16 protein-coding genes are annotated in these 16,331 nt (G+C 72.8%); 9 read left to right on the top strand and 7 right to left on the bottom strand.

All coding sequences use genetic code 11. From position 1 onward, the window contains the following. Window positions 1–50 precede the first annotated feature (50 nt). On the top strand, window positions 51–650 hold the full coding sequence (locus AB0O01_RS09445; RefSeq protein ID WP_365312423.1) for an SMI1/KNR4 family protein: 600 nt from the start codon (window positions 51–53) through the stop codon (window positions 648–650). Between the two features lie 94 nt (window positions 651–744). Here AB0O01_RS09445 and AB0O01_RS09440 read toward each other — a convergent pair whose 3' ends face one another. The 3 genes from AB0O01_RS09440 to AB0O01_RS09430 form a co-directional block, all read right to left on the bottom strand. Then, a complete protein-coding gene (locus AB0O01_RS09440; protein WP_365311902.1) occupies window positions 745–1,413 on the bottom strand; it encodes an SRPBCC family protein in 669 nt (222 codons plus the stop codon). Then, the gene (locus AB0O01_RS09435; protein WP_355741388.1) at window positions 1,410–1,769 is read right to left on the bottom strand and encodes a metalloregulator ArsR/SmtB family transcription factor; all 360 of its coding nucleotides are present in this window, start codon (window positions 1,767–1,769) and stop codon (window positions 1,410–1,412) included. Before AB0O01_RS09435 ends, AB0O01_RS09440 begins: the two co-directional genes overlap by 4 nt. Before the next feature lie 65 nt (window positions 1,770–1,834). Then, on the bottom strand, window positions 1,835–2,698 hold the full coding sequence (locus AB0O01_RS09430; RefSeq protein WP_365312422.1) for a LysR family transcriptional regulator: 864 nt from the start codon (window positions 2,696–2,698) through the stop codon (window positions 1,835–1,837). A 248-nt stretch (window positions 2,699–2,946) separates the two neighbouring features. Here AB0O01_RS09430 and AB0O01_RS09425 point away from each other — a divergent pair, with 248 nt between their 5' ends. The 3 genes from AB0O01_RS09425 (at window position 2,947) to AB0O01_RS09415 (ending at window position 4,976) form a co-directional block, all read left to right on the top strand. After that, entirely contained in the window at window positions 2,947–3,876 is a 930-nt protein-coding gene (locus AB0O01_RS09425) for an EamA family transporter (RefSeq protein ID WP_365311901.1), read from the top strand. A gap of 234 nt (window positions 3,877–4,110) precedes the next feature. Further along, window positions 4,111–4,446 carry a hypothetical protein gene (locus tag AB0O01_RS09420; protein WP_365311900.1) on the top strand — a complete coding sequence of 112 codons (336 nt, stop codon included), beginning with the start codon at window positions 4,111–4,113 and terminating at the stop codon, window positions 4,444–4,446. 185 nt (window positions 4,447–4,631) lie between these two features. Further along, the gene (locus AB0O01_RS09415) at window positions 4,632–4,976 is read left to right on the top strand and encodes a cupin domain-containing protein (RefSeq protein WP_365311899.1); all 345 of its coding nucleotides are present in this window, start codon (window positions 4,632–4,634) and stop codon (window positions 4,974–4,976) included. A gap of 50 nt (window positions 4,977–5,026) precedes the next feature. On the opposite strand, the gene AB0O01_RS09410 is transcribed toward AB0O01_RS09415, so the two are convergent. After that, the gene (locus AB0O01_RS09410) at window positions 5,027–6,109 is read right to left on the bottom strand and encodes a LacI family DNA-binding transcriptional regulator (RefSeq protein WP_365311898.1); all 1,083 of its coding nucleotides are present in this window, start codon (window positions 6,107–6,109) and stop codon (window positions 5,027–5,029) included. 156 nt (window positions 6,110–6,265) lie between these two features. On the opposite strand from AB0O01_RS09410, the gene AB0O01_RS09405 reads away from it, so the two are divergent. Next, on the top strand, window positions 6,266–7,426 hold the full coding sequence (locus AB0O01_RS09405) for a Gfo/Idh/MocA family oxidoreductase (protein WP_365311897.1): 1,161 nt from the start codon (window positions 6,266–6,268) through the stop codon (window positions 7,424–7,426). Window positions 7,427–8,059: 633 nt separating this feature from the next. On the opposite strand, the gene AB0O01_RS09400 is transcribed toward AB0O01_RS09405, so the two are convergent. Then, window positions 8,060–9,091 (bottom strand): LacI family DNA-binding transcriptional regulator, encoded by a 1,032-nt coding sequence (locus AB0O01_RS09400; protein ID WP_365311896.1) that lies wholly within the window; start codon window positions 9,089–9,091, stop codon window positions 8,060–8,062. Between the two features lie 118 nt (window positions 9,092–9,209). On the opposite strand from AB0O01_RS09400, the gene AB0O01_RS09395 reads away from it, so the two are divergent. From AB0O01_RS09395 to AB0O01_RS09385, 3 genes are all read left to right on the top strand, one after another. After that, a complete protein-coding gene (locus tag AB0O01_RS09395; RefSeq protein WP_365311895.1) occupies window positions 9,210–10,391 on the top strand; it encodes a phytanoyl-CoA dioxygenase family protein in 1,182 nt (393 codons plus the stop codon). Between the two features lie 198 nt (window positions 10,392–10,589). Then, complete coding sequence (locus AB0O01_RS09390; RefSeq protein WP_365311894.1) at window positions 10,590–11,366, top strand: SDR family oxidoreductase; 777 nt, start codon at window positions 10,590–10,592, stop codon at window positions 11,364–11,366. A 72-nt stretch (window positions 11,367–11,438) separates the two neighbouring features. Then, on the top strand, window positions 11,439–12,443 hold the full coding sequence (locus AB0O01_RS09385; RefSeq protein ID WP_365311893.1) for a Gfo/Idh/MocA family oxidoreductase: 1,005 nt from the start codon (window positions 11,439–11,441) through the stop codon (window positions 12,441–12,443). 58 nt (window positions 12,444–12,501) lie between these two features. Here the strand turns inward: AB0O01_RS09385 and AB0O01_RS09380 are convergent, their stop codons facing one another. Further along, a complete protein-coding gene (locus AB0O01_RS09380; protein WP_365311892.1) occupies window positions 12,502–13,884 on the bottom strand; it encodes a glutamate decarboxylase in 1,383 nt (460 codons plus the stop codon). Window positions 13,885–14,316: 432 nt separating this feature from the next. On the opposite strand from AB0O01_RS09380, the gene AB0O01_RS09375 reads away from it, so the two are divergent. Beyond that, window positions 14,317–15,270, top strand: coding sequence for a DUF3068 domain-containing protein (locus AB0O01_RS09375; RefSeq protein WP_365311891.1), 954 nt, complete (start codon window positions 14,317–14,319; stop codon window positions 15,268–15,270). Between the two features lie 156 nt (window positions 15,271–15,426). Here the strand turns inward: AB0O01_RS09375 and AB0O01_RS09370 are convergent, their stop codons facing one another. After that, the gene (locus AB0O01_RS09370; RefSeq protein ID WP_365311890.1) at window positions 15,427–16,329 is read right to left on the bottom strand and encodes a sugar phosphate isomerase/epimerase; all 903 of its coding nucleotides are present in this window, start codon (window positions 16,327–16,329) and stop codon (window positions 15,427–15,429) included. Window positions 16,330–16,331 lie beyond the last annotated feature (2 nt).

The following is a 16,331-nucleotide window of genomic DNA, read 5'->3' as shown; positions in this document are numbered from 1 at the left end:
GCCGTGCCCCGCGGCAAAGAGACAACCACGCCAATCCTTCGAAGGTGACCATGCCGCTCGACTACACCGATGCCGTTCTGGAGATGCTCGGAGAACCCACAAGTCCCGCACCGGTCACCGGTTCATGGGATGACCTGGAACGGGAGTTGGGTGTGCGGCTTCCCGAGGACTACAAGAGGATCCTGGACGCATACGCCCCGGTTCAGTTGAACGGACATGTCTATCTGGATCATCCGCACACCAGCAGGTGGAACCTCGGTCGATGGATGCGCGAGACGGTAGAGGCGTTCTCGCGCACCGGACTCTCGGAGGCCGACTGTCCGGCGATGCCAGGGGGGCCGGTCTTCGGTGGGCCCACCGGCCTCATCCCGTTGCTCAGCACCGATCGCGGAGAATATCTCTTCGGGCTGCCCGGATCGGCCGCAGGTGCTTCCGGGAAATGGTTGCTGCTCTCCTGTGACGGCGATGAGCAAGGATTCCATGAGTACCGAATGCCTTTCTCGGAATGGCTCTATCGGCATGTGATCGGAGAGGACATGTTCGGTCCGGGGAGTGCGGTGTTCTATCCGGGTCCGATTGTGTTCGAAAGCATGCCCATGACTGAGGAGGATCCTTGCGTCAGTTGGCAGGGTCCGGAGCGAGGCATGTGAACTTCGCGACGGCCCCTCGGCGGCGGGCCGCCCCCGATCCGATGTCCACGGCCCACGGCCCACGACGGAGCCTGCCGCGCACCTGGTCCGCCCTTCAGCCCTGCCCCTCGCCGGAGTCGGGCTCCATGCCCGGACCCTCGCCCCGGTAGAACGCGGACGTGCGGTCGGCCGCGTCGCGCGCCCGGTCCGGGGACTCGCCCCCGGCCACGTTCGCCGCGTACCAGCCCTCACTGGCGGCCGTGACGAACGACTTGCCCTCGTCGGAGGCGCCCCACGCCTCGAACTCGGCCGGGTTGACGGCCGGAGCGCCGCCGAGGTGCCGGAACAGGCCCATGAGTGAGAGGTCCCAGCCGACCCCGACCGCGCCGGGGCCGAACTGCGCCCACCGCTCCTCGCCGACATGGGCGATGTGCTCCAGCTCGAAGCGGGTGCGCTCGTCGCCCTCCGGGGTCAGGCGCAGTTCGATCCAGCTCACCTCGCCGCCGAACTCCCAGGTGGCGAAGAAGCCCTTGGGCGGGTCGCAGCGCTCCACCGTGCCGGAGGCGTTGCCCTCGACCTGGTACCGGCCGCCGAGCCTGAGGTCGCCGGTGACCGGGGCGAACCAGCGGGGCAGCCGCTCCGGGTTGGTGCAGGCGTCCCAGAGGTCGTCCAGCGGCGTGTCGTAGGTCTGGCCGATGGTGACGATCCGGGCCTCGCCGGCCTTGAAGTCGCGGGTGCCGACCTGTCGCCGGACGGCGTTGATCTGGTGGTTCACATCGATCACGGGGTACTCCTCGGTGGTTCCTCGCCGCGCAGGCGGCGTTCGCGTCGGCCCCGGGCCAGTTCGGTGGCCAGGGCGTCCAGTCGGGGGGTCCAGAAACGGCGGAAGCGGTCGAGCCAGACATCGACATCGCGCAGCGGCTCGGAGTTCACGGCGTACAGCCGCCGGGCGCCCTCGGGGCGCACCGTCGCGAAGCCGTTCTCCCGCAGCACCTTCAGATGCTGCGAGACCCCGGGCTGCGATATCCCGAACTCCGCGCGGATGACCTCACTGACCGCCCCGGAGGTCATCTCGCCGTCGGCGAGCAACTCCAGGATCCGGCGACGCACGGGGTCGCCGAGCACATCGAAGGCGTGCATGCCCATGAATATATCACCCTTCACTTATATAAGCGACTGCTGATGGGGTGGGGGTGGGGTCCGGCTCAGCCTGTGCGGTACAGGGCACTGAGGAGTTCGATCACGGCCGGGGTCGCCGGGTGCGGTTCGTCGCGCCACCAGGCCAGCCGCACGGCGACCGGCTCCGCGTCCCGCACCGGGCGGTACACGACCCCGGGGCGCCGGTACTGGTGGGCGGTGGACTCGGCGGTGACCCCCACACCCCGGCCCGTCGCGATCACCGTCAGCCAGTCGTCCACGTCCTGGGTCTCCTCGGTGCGCGGCCGGGCGTCCGGCGGCCACAGCTCCGGTGTGGTGGTGCCGGTACGGCGGTCGATGAGCAGCCTGCGCCCGGCCAGGTCCGCCAGCCGGACCGAGCGGCGCCGGGCGAGGGGGTCGTCGGCGGGCAGCGCGCACATCCGCCGCTCCAGTCCGACGAGCGCGGTCTCGAAGCGGCGCCCGGTGACCTCCCGGCGTATCACCGCGAGATCGCAGGCGCCCTCCAGCAGCCCGGCGGTGGGCGAGTTGACCCGTACCAGGTGCAGTTCGGTGTCCGGGCGGGCGGCGCTCCACCGCCGCTGGAAGGGCACGGTGTGCCGGCCGAGCGCCGCCCAGGCGTACCCGATCCGCAGCCGGACCTGCCCCGAGGTCGCCTCGCCGACCAGGTCCTCCACCTCCGCGAGCACCCGGCGGGCGTGCGCCACCACCCGCAGTCCGGTCGGCGTCGGGGTCACCTCGCGCGAGGTGCGCCGCAGCAGCCGTACACCCAGGGCGCGTTCCAGTCCGGCCAGGGCGCGGGAGACGGCGGCCTGGGAGACGCCGAGGGCATGGGCGGCGTCGGTGAAGCCGCCCTGCTCGACGATCGCCACGAGGACCCGGAGGTGGCGTAGGTCGAGGTCTTGGGGGCGGATTTGGGGGCGGAGGCGGGGGCGGTCTGGGGCGAGGTCTGGGGCACGGTCTCGTACCCGGTCCCCTTCCCGGTCCCGGTCCTGCTCCCGCTCCCGTTCCCGGTCCCGTTCGCGGTCCCGTTCGCGGTCCCGTTCGCGGGCTCGGGCTTCGTCTCGGGCCGTAGGTGGTGGGGGATCATGCATGCGTTCAGCGTATAGATCCGTTGGGTGATGCATTTTGCGCAACCCGGGGGCGGGCGCACGATCGGGGGATGCGTCTTCGTCTCCTTGACGGTTATCCCGGCACGGGTCCCGCCCTGCGCGCCCCGTCCGCGGGTCGGGTGCCGGGGCGGCTCGCCGGGGTGGTCACGATGACCGGGAGCGGGCTGTCCAACCAGTTCGGCGCCGCCGTCGGCGCCCTCGCCTTCCCAGTGCTCGGGCCGCTCGGGGTGGTGGCGGTGCGGCAGTACGTGGCCGCCGCCGTGCTGCTGGCCGTAGGGCGGCCCAGGGTGCGGGAGTTCACCTGGGGGCAGTGGTGGCCGGTGCTGCTGCTGGCGCTGGTCTTCGGGACGATGAACCTCAGCCTCTACACCGCCGTGGACCGGATCGGGCTCGGGCTGGCCGTCACCCTGGAGTTCCTCGGCCCGCTGGCCATCGCACTGGCCGCCGCCCGCCGCCGGCTGGACGCCTGCTGCGCGCTGATCGCGGCGGCGGGTGTGGCGGTGCTGATGCGGCCCCGCCCCTCCGCCGACTACCTGGGCATGGGACTCGGGCTGCTCGCGGCCTGCTGCTGGGCGGCGTACATCCTGCTCAACCGGACCGTCGGGCGGCGGCTGCCCGGGGCGCAGGGGGCGGGCGCGGCGGCGACCGTGTCGGCGCTGATGTTTCTGCCCGTCGTGGTGCTGCTGGTGGCGCACCGGCCGCCTACCGCCGAGGCGCTGGGGTACGCGGTGGTGGCGGGGGTGCTGTCGTCGGCGGTGCCGTATCTCGCGGATCTGTTCACTCTGCGCCGGGTGCCCGCGCAGACCTTCGGTCTGTTCATGAGCGTCAATCCCGTGCTGGCCGCGGTGGTGGGGCTGCTGGTGCTGGGGGAGGGGCTCGGCGCGGCCGAGTGGGCGGGCGTCGGGGCGGTGGTCGTCGCCAACGCGGTGAGCGTGGCCGTGCCACGCGGGGGACGCGGTGAGCGTGGGCGTGGCGCGTAGGGGACGCGGTGCGCATGGCCGTGGCGCGTAGGGGACGCGGTGAGCATGGCCGTGCCGTGCCGGGGAATGCTTGAGGTGTGCGGAGGGGGTTCGTCGGGACGGGCGGCGCTGGAGGGGTGTGAGCAGTCGGGCTGATGACCTGAGTACGGCTACTCAGGCCGGGATGCCGTGCCGGGCGCACGATGGAGACCTGACCAGGGGCCGGGCCTCGGCCGACCATCGGGGAGACTCATCATGGACCGTCGTACGCTGTTCCGCTTCGCCGTCGGCAACCCCGCTTCGGCGGTGTATCTGACCGCCGTGGGCGGGTCGATCGCGGTCACGGCCGCGGTGGTCGCGTTCAGCGACGACCCCGGGTTCATCGGGGTGTGGCCGGTCTTCCTCACCTCGCCGCTCTCGCTGCTGGCCGCGGCGCCGCTGGCTGCGGCGGAGGCGGACCCGCCGACGGCGGTACTGGCCGCGGGGGTCGTCGCCGCGGGGCTGGTGCAGTCGCTGGTCATCGGCACCTGCTTCGAACTGCTCCGGGGACGCGGCCCGGGGTGGCGTTCGCGGCGGACCCGCACGCAGTGAGCGGGCAGCCGCCGGTCAGCGGGCAGCCGGTGAGCGGTCACGCGGTGAGCGGGGGGCCAGTGAGTAGTGTCGCGGTGAACGGGGCCGCAGTGGGCGGGGCCGCCCGACGAAGTGTCCTGCCGGGTGGGTCGATCGCGGACACTGTGTCGGCGTTCCGGCCCGGCGGCGCTGGCTAGGGTCGCCGTATGGACCACAGCTTCGCCGTGCACGTGCCGGACGCCGTACTCGAACCCGACCCGCTGGACCCCGGCCAGATCGTCTCCGGCAGCCCCGAGGTGACCGGCAAGGTCGTCTGGGAGTCGGCGGACGGCAAGCAGATCCGGGGTATCTGGCAGATCACCCCGGGGGTCGTCACCGACACCGAGGCGGACGAACTCTTCGTCGTGCTCAGCGGTTCGGCCACGATCGAGTTCGAGGACGGCCCCACCCTGACCGTCGGCCCCGGGGACATGGCGGTGCTGCGGCAGGGCGACCGGACGACCTGGACCGTGCACGAGACGCTGCGCAAGGTGTACTCGATCAATCTCTGACCGCGAGCCGAGCCGAGCCGGGCCAGGCTGGGCCAGGCTGGGCTGGGCGATCAGACGACGACCGGCCCCGTCGTGGCGCGGGCCTCCAGGCGCGGCACGGTGAGGTACAGCCGGCCCGCCCGCCGGTCCGCTCCCCCGGCGCCCTCCCCCGTGCCCTCCAGCCGGTCGAGGAGGCAGCGCGCGGCCCGGTGGCCCATCTCGTGGCCCGCGTGGTCGACCGTGGTGAGCCGGACGTGCCGGAGCCGGGCGATGCTGGTGTTGTCGTAGCCCGCCACCGAGACGTCGCCCGGTACGTCCAGGCCCAGGTCCTGGGCGGCGGAGAGGGCGCCGACGGCGGCGATGTCATTGGCGGCGAGGACGGCGGTGGGCCGGTCCGGGCGGGCCAGCAACCGGACGGCGGCACGGTGACCGCCCTCCTCGGTGAGGTCGCAGGGCTCGGCCAGCGCCTCCCGGCCCAGCCCGTGTGCCAGCATCGTCGCCTGGAAGGCTCGCAGCCGTACTTCGCCGACCACGCCGTACCCCGCGAGATGCGCGATGCGGCGGTGGCCGAGCGTGATCAGGTGCTCGATGACCAGCCGGACGCCCCGCTCGTCGTCCCCGGCGATCAGGTCCACCCCGTCCGGTACGGCTTCCCGGGCGCCCGCGACGACGACCGGCATCCGGGCGGCCACCGCGGCGAGGGCGTCCCGGTCGAGCGCGACCGGGTCGGGCAGGGTGCCGACGACCACCAGGGCGTCGACCGCCAGATCCAGGAACGGGCCGGTGAGGTCGTGCCCGGCGCGGCGGCTGAGGCGGGCGTCGGCGAGCAGCATGTGCAGGCCGGCGGTGCGCAGAGGGCCGTTGAGGCCGTCGAGGAGGTCCACGAACCAGGGGTTGCGGAGGTCGTTGAGGAGGACGCCCACCGTTCGGGTGCGGCGCTCGCTGAGGCTGCGGGCGGCTGCGTTCGGGCGGTAGCCGAGATCCTGGGCGGCGGTCAGGACGGCGTCCCGGCGTTCGGGGCTCACCTGGCCGGAGCCGCGCAGCACCAGGGAGACCAGCGACTTGGAGACACCGGCGCGCTCGGCGACATCGCGGATGGTGGGCGGTCGGAGTGGTCGGGGAGGTCGAGGTGGTCGGGGCGTGGGGCTGGACACGGGATGGACCGTTCCATGCGTCCCATCGTGTTGTCAAAGAGTTACTGAGGGGCTGTTGAAGGCTTGACATGGGCCAGGGCGGCGCTGATCGTGGCCGAAACAGTCATTGGACCGGTCCATGTCCGGGTCGGTCGGTCGTGAACCCGTAGGAGTGTCGTGGTGGAAGCGCTGGGTGTCGCCGTCGTCGGTTTCGGCTGGATGGGGCGGGTGCACACCCAGGCGTACGCGCGGGTGCGGCACCACTTCCCGGGGCTGGCGCTGCGGCCGGAACTGGTGACGGTCGCGGAGGAGGTGCCGGGGCGGGCCGAGGAGGCGGCGGAGCGGTTCGGGTTCGCGTCGGCCACCCGGGACTGGCGGGAGGTGCTGGCCGATCCCCGGGTGGGGGCGGTCAGTGTCACCGCGCCGAACTTCCTGCACCGGGAGATCGGGGTCGCCGTGGCGGAGGCGGGCAAGCATCTGTGGATCGAGAAGCCGGTCGGGCTGAACGCGGAGGACGCGGGCGCCGTCGCGGACGCGGTGGCGGAGGCGGGGGTGCAGGGCGCGGTGGGCTTCAACTACCGCAACGCGCCCGCCGTGGAAGCGGCCCGCGCGCTGATCACGAACGGCGAGATCGGTACCGTCACCCATGTCCGGATCCGGCTGTTCAGCGACTACGCGGCGCATCCCGAGGGGGCGCTGACCTGGCGGTACGAGCGGGCGCGCGGGGGCAGCGGGGTGCTGGGCGATCTGGCCTCGCACGGCGTGGACCTGGCCCGTTTCCTGCTGGGCGAGATCGCCTCGCTCACCGCAGACACCGCCGTGTTCGTCCCGGAGCGGGCGCGCCCGGCGGGTGCCACGGAGGGCCACTCCCGGGCGGCGGGCGGGGAACTGGGGCCGGTCGAGAACGACGACTACGCGAGCTGCCTGCTGCGCTTCGCCTCCGGCGCGCGCGGGGTGCTGGAGGCGAGCCGGGTCTCGGTCGGCGAGCAGAACGCGTACGGCTTCGAGGTGCACGGCACCCGGGGCGCGGTGTTCTGGGACTTCCGCCGGATGAACGAACTGGGCGTCAGCCGCGGCACCGGCTACCAGGACCAGCCGGTGAGCACGGTGTACGTCGGTCCGGGCGCGGGCGAGTTCGCCGCGTTCCAGCCGGGCGCGGCGAACGCCATGGGCTACGACGACCTCAAGGTGATCGAGGCGTACCGGTTCCTGCGCTCGATCGCCGAGGGGACACCGCACGGGGCGACACTCCCGGACGCGGTACGCAGCGCCCTGGTGCTGGACGCGATGGAACGGTCCAGTCGGCGCGGGGAATGGGTGGACGTGCCGTCAGCCTGAGGTGTGAGGCGTCGGTGCCGGGGGGCGGCGGCGACGGTGCTGCGGGGCGACGGTGCCTGGGGCTTTCGCGGGGGGGCTCTCGCGGGGCGGGGGACGCTGTCGCGGAGGGGACACCCCTGGGCTGGGAGCGGATGGGCTCCCCAGGGGGGCACCCTGGGGCCGGGAGCGGCCACCCAGGGGCCTGACAGGCGCCACCCGAGGCCGGACCCGGGGCCCTGAGAGGAGGCCCCGCCCGAGGCCCCACACCCGGGGCTTGGCCCAGAGCTGCGCTCTGGGCCAGGCAGGGGCCATCCGCGGGCCGAACCCGGGATCACACCCGGAGGGCCGGGCAGAGGCCGGGCAGGGGCCGCACAAGGCCCCACCCAGGGCCGGACCGGGACTGACCAGAGGCCGGACAGAAGCCGGGCAGGTGTCAGCGGGGCGGGGCGGACAGGGGCCAGCCCGGGGCCTGACCGGCGTCAACAGGGCAGCCCCGGGCAGAAGCCCGACCTGCGCCTCACCGGCGCCAACGGGGCGGGCCGGGCAGGAGCCCCGGCCGGGGCCTGGCAGGCATCACCGGGCGGGAGGGGCAGGAGCCCGCCCGGGGCCGGCCGGGCGCCGCCCCGCTGACGCCCGCCCGGGGCCGGCCGGGCGTCAGCGGGGCGGTGTCGGCGGCATGTTGTACGGAGTGACCACCTGTATCGCGGACGGCGGGGTCGGGCCGGCCGGTGGGAGGGCGCCGTGGGCCCGCATCACCTGGTGGCAGGCTTCCCGCAGGTCCTGCCGGAGATCGTGGTGGAGGACGGCGGAGAGGCGGTGCTCGCGCAGCAGCCGGGTGTTGTCCTGGTCGAGGTCGTGGGCGATGAACACCGCGCAGGGGCGGCCGAGGTCGGCGAAGGCGCGCAGGGTGGCGATGTTGCCGCCGCCGATGGAGTACACGGCACGGAGGGCGGGGTCCCGGTCCAGGGCGGCGCGGACCAGGTCGTACTGGGTGGCGTCCAGGCCCTGGCCCTCGGTGATCTCCACGAGGACCCGCTCGGGGTGCCGGGCGCGCATGGCGGCCCGGAAGCCCATCTCGCGCTCCTCCTCGTTGCGGAAGAAGCCGCTGCTGAGGCTGGTGAGGATGTTGCCGGGCCGGTCGCCGAGCCACTGGCCCATCAGATAGGCGGCGGTCGCCCCGGCCGCGCGGTCGTCGATGCCGACATAGCCGAGGCGGCTGCTGGTGGGCAGATCGGTGACCAGGGTGACGACCGGGACCCCGGCCGCCGTCAGCCGGGCGACCGCCTCCACCACGTCGGGCACGTCGGGCGCCTTGAGGATCACGCCCTGGGAGCCGCGCCGGGCGATCCGGTCCAGGGTGCGCACCAGCTCCTGGACCGGTCCAGTCTCCCGGAAGTGGAACCGCGAGCGCAGTACGGCCGGGTGCAGGGCGGGCAGTTCGGCCTCCAGGGCGGCCCGTACGGCGGTGGAGAACCGTTCGGGGGCCTGCATCACGATGTCGACCATGAAGGTACGGCCGACCAGCCGGACCTGGGTGCGCTGCCGGTCGAGATCGGCGATGGCCCGGCGCACCTCGTACGCGGTGCTGTCCCGGACTCCGCCGCGGCCGTTGAGGACCCGGTCCACGGTGGCCTCGCTGAGCCCTGCCTGACGTGCGATCTCCCGGATCGGGAAGGGGTGGCCCACAGGTGCCGGCCTCCTTGGGCGCTTGAGGGGTTTTTGATGGCTCGCTGCTGGTTGTTCGAGGGGTTTGTACTGACAACAATGACAGGGCGGCGCCGCTGCTGTCACCGAAAGGACGACGATGTCCCCGACCGCCCACGCACCTCTCGTCCCGCCCCCCGCCTCTCCCCCCGCCTGGCTGACGGAACGGGACTGCTCCCTCGACGCCTTCCGCGCGCTGGTCGAGCGCACCACCGACCCCGCCGCCCACCCCCACGCGGCAGCCGTGGAGCGGAACATCCCCCTCTACGACACCTCCGCCCTGCCCGCCGACCGGCAGGGTCTGCGGACGGAGCTGGTGCGGGCCCTCACCGACGGCCCCGGCATCGTGGTCTTCCGGGGGGCGTTCGCCGAGCCGGTGGTGGACGCGCTGACCGGGGTCTTCGAGGCCCTGATCACCGCCCAGCGGGAGTCGGGCGGCGGAGCCGGGGACCACTTCGCCCGGCCCGGCGACAACGACCGGGTGTGGAACGCGCTGGAGAAGGCGGCGCGGCACGACCCGGAGGCGTTCGCCGACTACTACGCCAACGAGGTCCTGGCGCTGGTCGCCGAAGCCTGGCTCGGCCCCGGCTACCAGGTCACCTCGCAGGTGAACGTGGTCAACCCGGGCGGCGCGGCACAGAGCGTCCACCGCGACTACCACCTCGGCTTCCTGCCCGCCGGGACCGCCGCCCGCTACCCGGCGCACGTCCACCGCCTCTCCCCCGTCCTCACCCTCCAGGGCGCGGTCGCGCACTGCGACATGCCGGTGGAGACGGGACCGACCATGTATCTGCCGTACTCGCAGCGCTACGAGCCCGGCTATCTGGCCTGGCGGCTGCCCGCGTTCCGGGCGTACTTCGAGGAGCGGTATGTGCAATTGCCGCTGGCCAAGGGGGACGCGGTGTTCTTCAATCCGGCGCTGTTCCACGCGGCGGGCACCAACCGCTCGGCGACGGTGCGGCGCACGGCCAATCTGCTCCAGATCTCGTCGGCGTTCGGGCGGGCGATGGAGACGGTGGACCGGGAGGCGGTGGTGAACGCCGTCTATCCGGTGCTGCTCGGACGCCGTGCCGAGGGCGCGGACCCGGCGGGAGCGGAGCGGGTGATCGCGGCGAGCGCCGAGGGCTATCCGTTCCCCACCGACCTGGACCGTGATCCGCCGGTCGACGGTCTCGCCCCGGCGTCGCAGGCGGATCTGGTACGGCGGGCCCTCGCCGAACAGTGGCCGCCGCACACCCTGCGGGACGCCCTGCGCACGGCGGCGGAACGCCGTGGGGGCTGAGGGAGCCGGGACGCCCGTGGGAGCCCCGGGGGAAGCGGGAGGGCCGTGGGAGCCCCGGGGCCGACGGGAACGTAAGAACCATGAGGGCCGTGAGGGCCGTGAAAGCCCCGGGGGCCGGACAGGACCGCGAGAACCCCAAGGTCCCCAAGAGCCGCGAGAAACCCAAGAACCGTGAGAGCCGTGAGGATGGACAGGACCGTGGGACTTCTGGACGACAAGGTCGTGCTGGTCGGTGGCGGGAGTCAGGGCGTCGGCGCGGCCGTCGCGCGGGCGGCCGTGCGGGCGGGTGCGGTGGTCGCCGTGTCGGGGCGGCGGACCGGGCCCGGCGAGGCGCTGGTGGCCGAGCTGACCGAGGCGGGCGGCAAGGCCCTCTTCGTCCGGGCCGATCTCGCCGATCCCGAGCAGGCGAAGGGGTCGGTGGCGCGGACCGTGGAGGAGTTCGGCCGGATCGACTGCCTGGTCAACTCGGCGGGGCTGACCTCGCGCGGCACGCTCCTCGACACCACGCCGGAGCTGTTCGACGCGCATGTGGCGATCAATCTGAAGGCGCCCTTCTTCACCATGCAGGCCGCGGTGGCGGACATGGTGGCGCGGGAGGCGCCCGGCACGATCGTCAACATCATCACGTCCTCCGCGCACGGCGGGCAGCCGTTCCTGGCCCCCTATGTCGCCGCCAAGGCCGGGCTGATCGGGCTGACCCGCAACGCCGCCCACGCCCACCGCTGGGACCGGATCCGGATCAACGGCCTGAACATCGGCTGGACGGCGACCGAGGGCGAGGACGCCACCCAGCGCGCCTTCCACGCGGCGGGCGACGACTGGCGCGACCGGGCCGCCGCCCGGCTGCCGATGGGCACGCTCGGGCAGCCCGACGAGATCGCGGACTGCGTGGTGTTCCTGCTCTCCGACCGGTCCGGGGTGGTGACCGGGTCGGTCATCGACTGGGACCAGAACGTCCTCGGCGCCCTGGACTGACACCACCCACCCGACCCCCGGGCCCACCCACCCCCGTACAACCAACCCCCACCAGCAAGGAGCGGCACCCCCATGCGTATCGGAATCCTCGGCCTCGGCCGGATCGGCGCCTTCCACGCCGAGACCCTGTCCGGGCTGGACGCGGTCACCTCGCTCGTCGTCGCCGACCCGGTCGCGGACGCGGCGAACGCCGCCGCCGAACGGTTCGGCGCGGCGGTCGCGGACTCCCCGGAGGCGATGCTCGCCGCCGGGGTGGACGGTGTGGTGATCGCCGCCGCGACCGACGCCCACCCCGGGCTGATCCGCGCGGCGGTGCACGCCGGTGTGCCGGTGTTCTGCGAGAAGCCGGTGGCCCGCACGATGGCCGAGGGCGTCACCGTCCTCAAGGACATCGACGGTTCGGGCGTCCCCGTGCAGATTGGGTACAACCGGCGTTTCGACGCCGGGTTCACGGCCGCGCGGGACGCGGTGCGCGCCGGTGAGCTGGGCATCCTGCACACCGTGCGGTCCACGACGCTGGATCCGGCGCCGCCGCCCGCCGGGTATGTGGCGGCCTCGGGCGGGATCTTCCGGGACTGCTCGGTGCACGACTTCGACATCATCCGCTGGGTGACCGGCCGCGAGGTGACCGAGGTGTACGCGGTCGGCGGCAACCGGGGCGCGGACTACATCCGGGCGGCCGGGGACGCCGACACCACGGGCGCGGTGCTCACCCTGGACGACGGCACGATCGCGGTGGTGTCCAACAGCCGGCACAACGGGCGGGGGTACGACGTCCGGATGGAGCTGCACGGGTTCGACGACTCGCTCGCGGTCGGGCTGGAGGACCGGCTGCCGCTGCGGTCGGCGGAGCCCGGGGTGTCGTTCCCGGCGGGGGTGCCGTACGACTTCTTCATGGACCGGTTCACCGCCGCCTACCGGGCCGAGCTGACCGCGTTCACGGAGGTGGTGGCGGGTGCCCGGCCCTCGCCGTGCACGGTCGCGGACGCGCTGGAGGCGGGCTGGATCGCGGAGGCGTGCACCCTGTCGCTGCACGAGCACCGGCCGGTGCGGATCGACGAGGTACGGCTCGGCTGAACGTTTCTCCGCATATGGCGCTGCCGCATATGGCGCCGCCGTACATGGCTCCGCCGCGTCAGTGGTGGAACCCGGGTTGTTCCGCCACATGGGCCGCCCGGCCCTCGGAGAGCTGGTCGACGGCCTTGCGGATGTCCTCGGCCAGCAGCACCACCTTGTCGTAGCCGATGCCGTGCCGGACCAGGACGCGGGCGATGACCGTGTCGTGGCGGCTGGCGGGCAGCGGGTACGCCGGGACCTGCCAGCCGCGGCGGCGGAGCTGGTCGGTGAGGTCGTAGAGGGTGAAGGCGGTGGCGGCGGGGTCGGTGAGGGTCCAGGAGACCGCCGGGAGCGCCTCGTGGCCGTCGTGCAGCACGGTGAACGGGCCCATCTCGCGCAGCTTCCCGGCCAGCATCCGCGCGGTGGTGGCGCAGGAGCCGTGGACCTGGGTGTAGCCCTCGCGGCCGAGGCGCAGCAGGTTGTAGTACTGGGCGACGACCTCGCCGCCGGGGCGGGAGAAGTTCAGGGCGAAGGTGGGCAGGTCGCCGCCGAGGTAGTCGACCCGGAACACCAGGTCGTCCGGGAGGAGGTCGGCCTCGCGCCAGACGATCCAGCCGACGCCGAGCGGGGCCATGCCGTACTTGTGGCCGGAGGCGTTGATGGAGGCGACCCGGGGCAGCCGGAAGTCCCAGACCAGGTCGGGCTGGAGGAACGGGGCGACGAAGGCGCCGCTGGCCCCGTCGACGTGGATCGGGATGTCCAGGCCGGTGTCCGCCTGGAGGCGGTCGAGTTCGGCGGCCATCTCGGCGACCGGCTCGTAGACGCAGGTGTAGGTGACGCCGAGGATGGCGACGACCCCGATGGTGTTCTCGTCGCAGTACTCGCGGAGCTGATGGGCGCGCAGGCCCAGGGCGTCCGGTTCCAGGGGCACCTGGCGCAGTTCGACATCGAAGTAGCGGGCGAACTTCTCCCAGCAGACCTGGACCGGTCCAGTGACCAGATTGGGCCGGTCGGTGGGCTTCCCGGCGGCCCGGCGCCGCTCCCGCCAGCGCCATTTCAGGGCGAGGCCGCCGAGCATGCACGCCTCGCTGGAGCCGGTGGTGGAGCAGCCGAGGGTGCGGGCGCCCTCGGGTGAGTTCCACAGGTCGGCGAGCATATGGACGCAGCGGTTCTCGATCTCGGCGGTCTGCGGGTACTCGTCCTTGTCGATCATGTTCTTGTCGAGGCACTCGTCCATCAGGGCGTGCACCTCGGGCTCGGCCCAGGTGGTGCAGAACGTGGCGAGGTTCTGCGAGGCGTTGCCGTCCAGGGTCAGTTCGTCGTGGATCAGCGCCTTCACCGCCCGCGCGTCGGACACCCCCCGGGGGACCTGGTACTTCGGCAGCTCACGCCCGCTGATGGGCAGGGAGTAGACATCGTCGAAGGGGACGTCGTCGTCGCGGTTGGTCTGGTGCAGAGCCATGAGGGCCATCCCCGGGCAGCTAGGACTGTCGTTCGGATCGTCCCGGCCCGGCCGCCGGGTCCGCGCAGCGCGGACCGGTCCAACGCCCACCGCCCGCCACCCACCAGGCATCAGGCACCGAACGCCGGTCACCGAACACCGGACCGCACTCCGGAATCTGCCACGCGGGACGCTCCCCCGCGCGCCGGGCGCATCCGGACGAGGGGCGGGCGGCTGCCGATCGCCCCGCATTGGCCCCCTTTTTGTCACCCAGGTGCGTAGACGCACCCCCCGGGCTGCTCCTACGGTCTGCGGGCAGCGTCGTTATGTGTCGCCGCGTCAGTCACCACATCAGGCGCCACAGCAGGCACCACGTCAGGCGCGCCACGCCTGTCGCCACACCCATCACCACGTCAGTCGCCACATCGGTCGAAAATCGAACGGGAGCAGCGGATGCGCCGGAGTGTCACCCCCCTCCCCCTGGTCCTGCTGGGCATCGGGGTGTTTCTGCTGGTGCTGGCGCCGATGCTGGTCTGGTATGTGAAACCGCGGGCCGCGGTGAACCCGATCGACATCGATGTGACGGCCGTCTACAAGGGCAGCGGCAGCTACTTCGACACCGGTGAGGCGAAGACGCTGGAGAACCAGCCGATCACCGTCACCCAGCGGGTGCGCGGGGACGTGGCGGCCAGCGAGCGGGCCGACGCGGCGGTGTGGGACGTGGTGACCACCGTCGACACCGATGCCTCGCTGCCGGCCGCCGATCCGCATGACGCGCTGGACTTCGCCACCGCCCGCTGGGTCACCGACCGGCGCACCAACGAGCCCGTGCACTGCTGCGACGAGCAGCCGTATCACGAGGGCGAGGCGTATCTGAAGTTCCCCTTCGATGTGGAGGAGCGGACCTACCGCTGGTGGGACAGCACCGGCGACACCACGGTGATGCTCCGCTACCAGGGCCCCGAGAAGGTGCGCGGCTATGAGGGGCTGGCGTTCACCGGCGAGGTGGCCCCGATGAAGGTGGGCACCCGGCAGGTGCCGGGCGCGCTGGTGGGGAAGACGGAGTCGCCGCAGATCCTGGCCGAGGAGTGGTACTCCAACCAGGGCATCAAGCTGGTCGTGGACCAGGCGACGGGACGCACGCTCTACGCCGAGCTGGGCCCCCGGCGCACCCTGCGGGCGCCCGGCTCCGACGAGGACGCGGTGACCCTGCTGGATGTGGAGAAGCTGGCGTTCACCGCGGACACCCAGCAGTTCGCGGTGGACCGCGCGGAGGCGGACGCGGGGCAGTTGCGGGCGGTGGGGGTGACGGTGCCGATCGGGGCGGGGAGCGCGGGTGCAATCCTCGCGGCGGCGGGGGTTCTCGGGCTGGTGCGGCGGCGGCCCGCCGCGACCGATGTGGGGTGACCTTGTGGATCGGGTGCGGGCCGGTGGGGCTCGTTCGCGCAGTTCCCCGCGCCCCTGAGAAGCCTCTGCGGCAACGCCCCTTCTTCTTGGGGGCGCGGGGAACTGCGCGACCAGCCCCCACTCACCCGCACCCGACCCCGTACCGTAAGAACCCGCTCACGCCCCGCAGGACCGCAGGAACTTGCGCGTCCGTACCGCGATCGGCAGCGGAGCGTCCGGCTCGCAGGGATACATGTCCTGCTCCACGATCGCGAACAGGTCGACGCCGAGCCGCTGCGCGGCCACCAGCACCGGTTCCAGTTCCGGCACGCCGGACGGCGGCTCGCACATCACCCCGCGCGCCACGGCCGGGCCGAAGGGGACGCCGTTCGCGACCACGTCCGCGAGGATGTCCGGGTCGACCTGCTTGAGGTGGAGATAGCCGATGCGCTCGCCGTAGGTCTCGATCAGCTTGACGCTGTCCCCGCCGCAGTAGGCGTAGTGCCCGGTGTCCAGGCAGAGGCCGACCAGGCCGGGGTCGGTGGCGTCGAGGAAGCGCTCGACATGGGCCTCGGTGTCGATATGGGTGTCGGCGTGCGGGTGGACGACGATGTCCAGGCCGTAGGTGTCGCGGACCTCGCGTCCGAGGCGTTCCATGCCCCGGGTGAGATGCCCCCACTGCTCGGCGGTCAGCTCGGCGGGTTCCAGGATCTCGGCGGTCTTGTCGTCGCGCCAGAAGGACGGGATGACGACGAGATGGCGGGCGCCCATGGCCTGGGTGAGCGCGGCGACCTCGCTGACGTGCTGCCAGGTGGCGTCCCAGACGGCGGGGCCGCGGTGCAGGCCGGTGAAGACGGTTCCGGCGGAGACCTTGAGGTCGCGCCGGGCGATCTCGTCGGTGAGGCGGGCGGGGTCGGTGGGGAGGTAGCCGTAGGGGCCGAGTTCGATCCAGGAGTAGCCGGCGTCCGCGACCTCGTCCAGGAAGCGCTGCCAGGGGACCTGCTGGGGGTCGTCGGGGAACCAGACGCCCCAGGAGTCGGGGGCGGAGCCCACCCTGATCCGGTCGAGTGCGGCGGACATGG

The sequence above is a fragment of the Streptomyces sp. NPDC093252 genome, assembly GCF_040683675.1.
Taxonomy (GTDB): Bacteria; Actinomycetota; Actinomycetes; order Streptomycetales; family Streptomycetaceae; genus Streptomyces.
The sequence above is the reverse complement of the archived record's forward strand: the minus strand, read 5'-3'. Positions and strand labels throughout refer to the sequence as shown.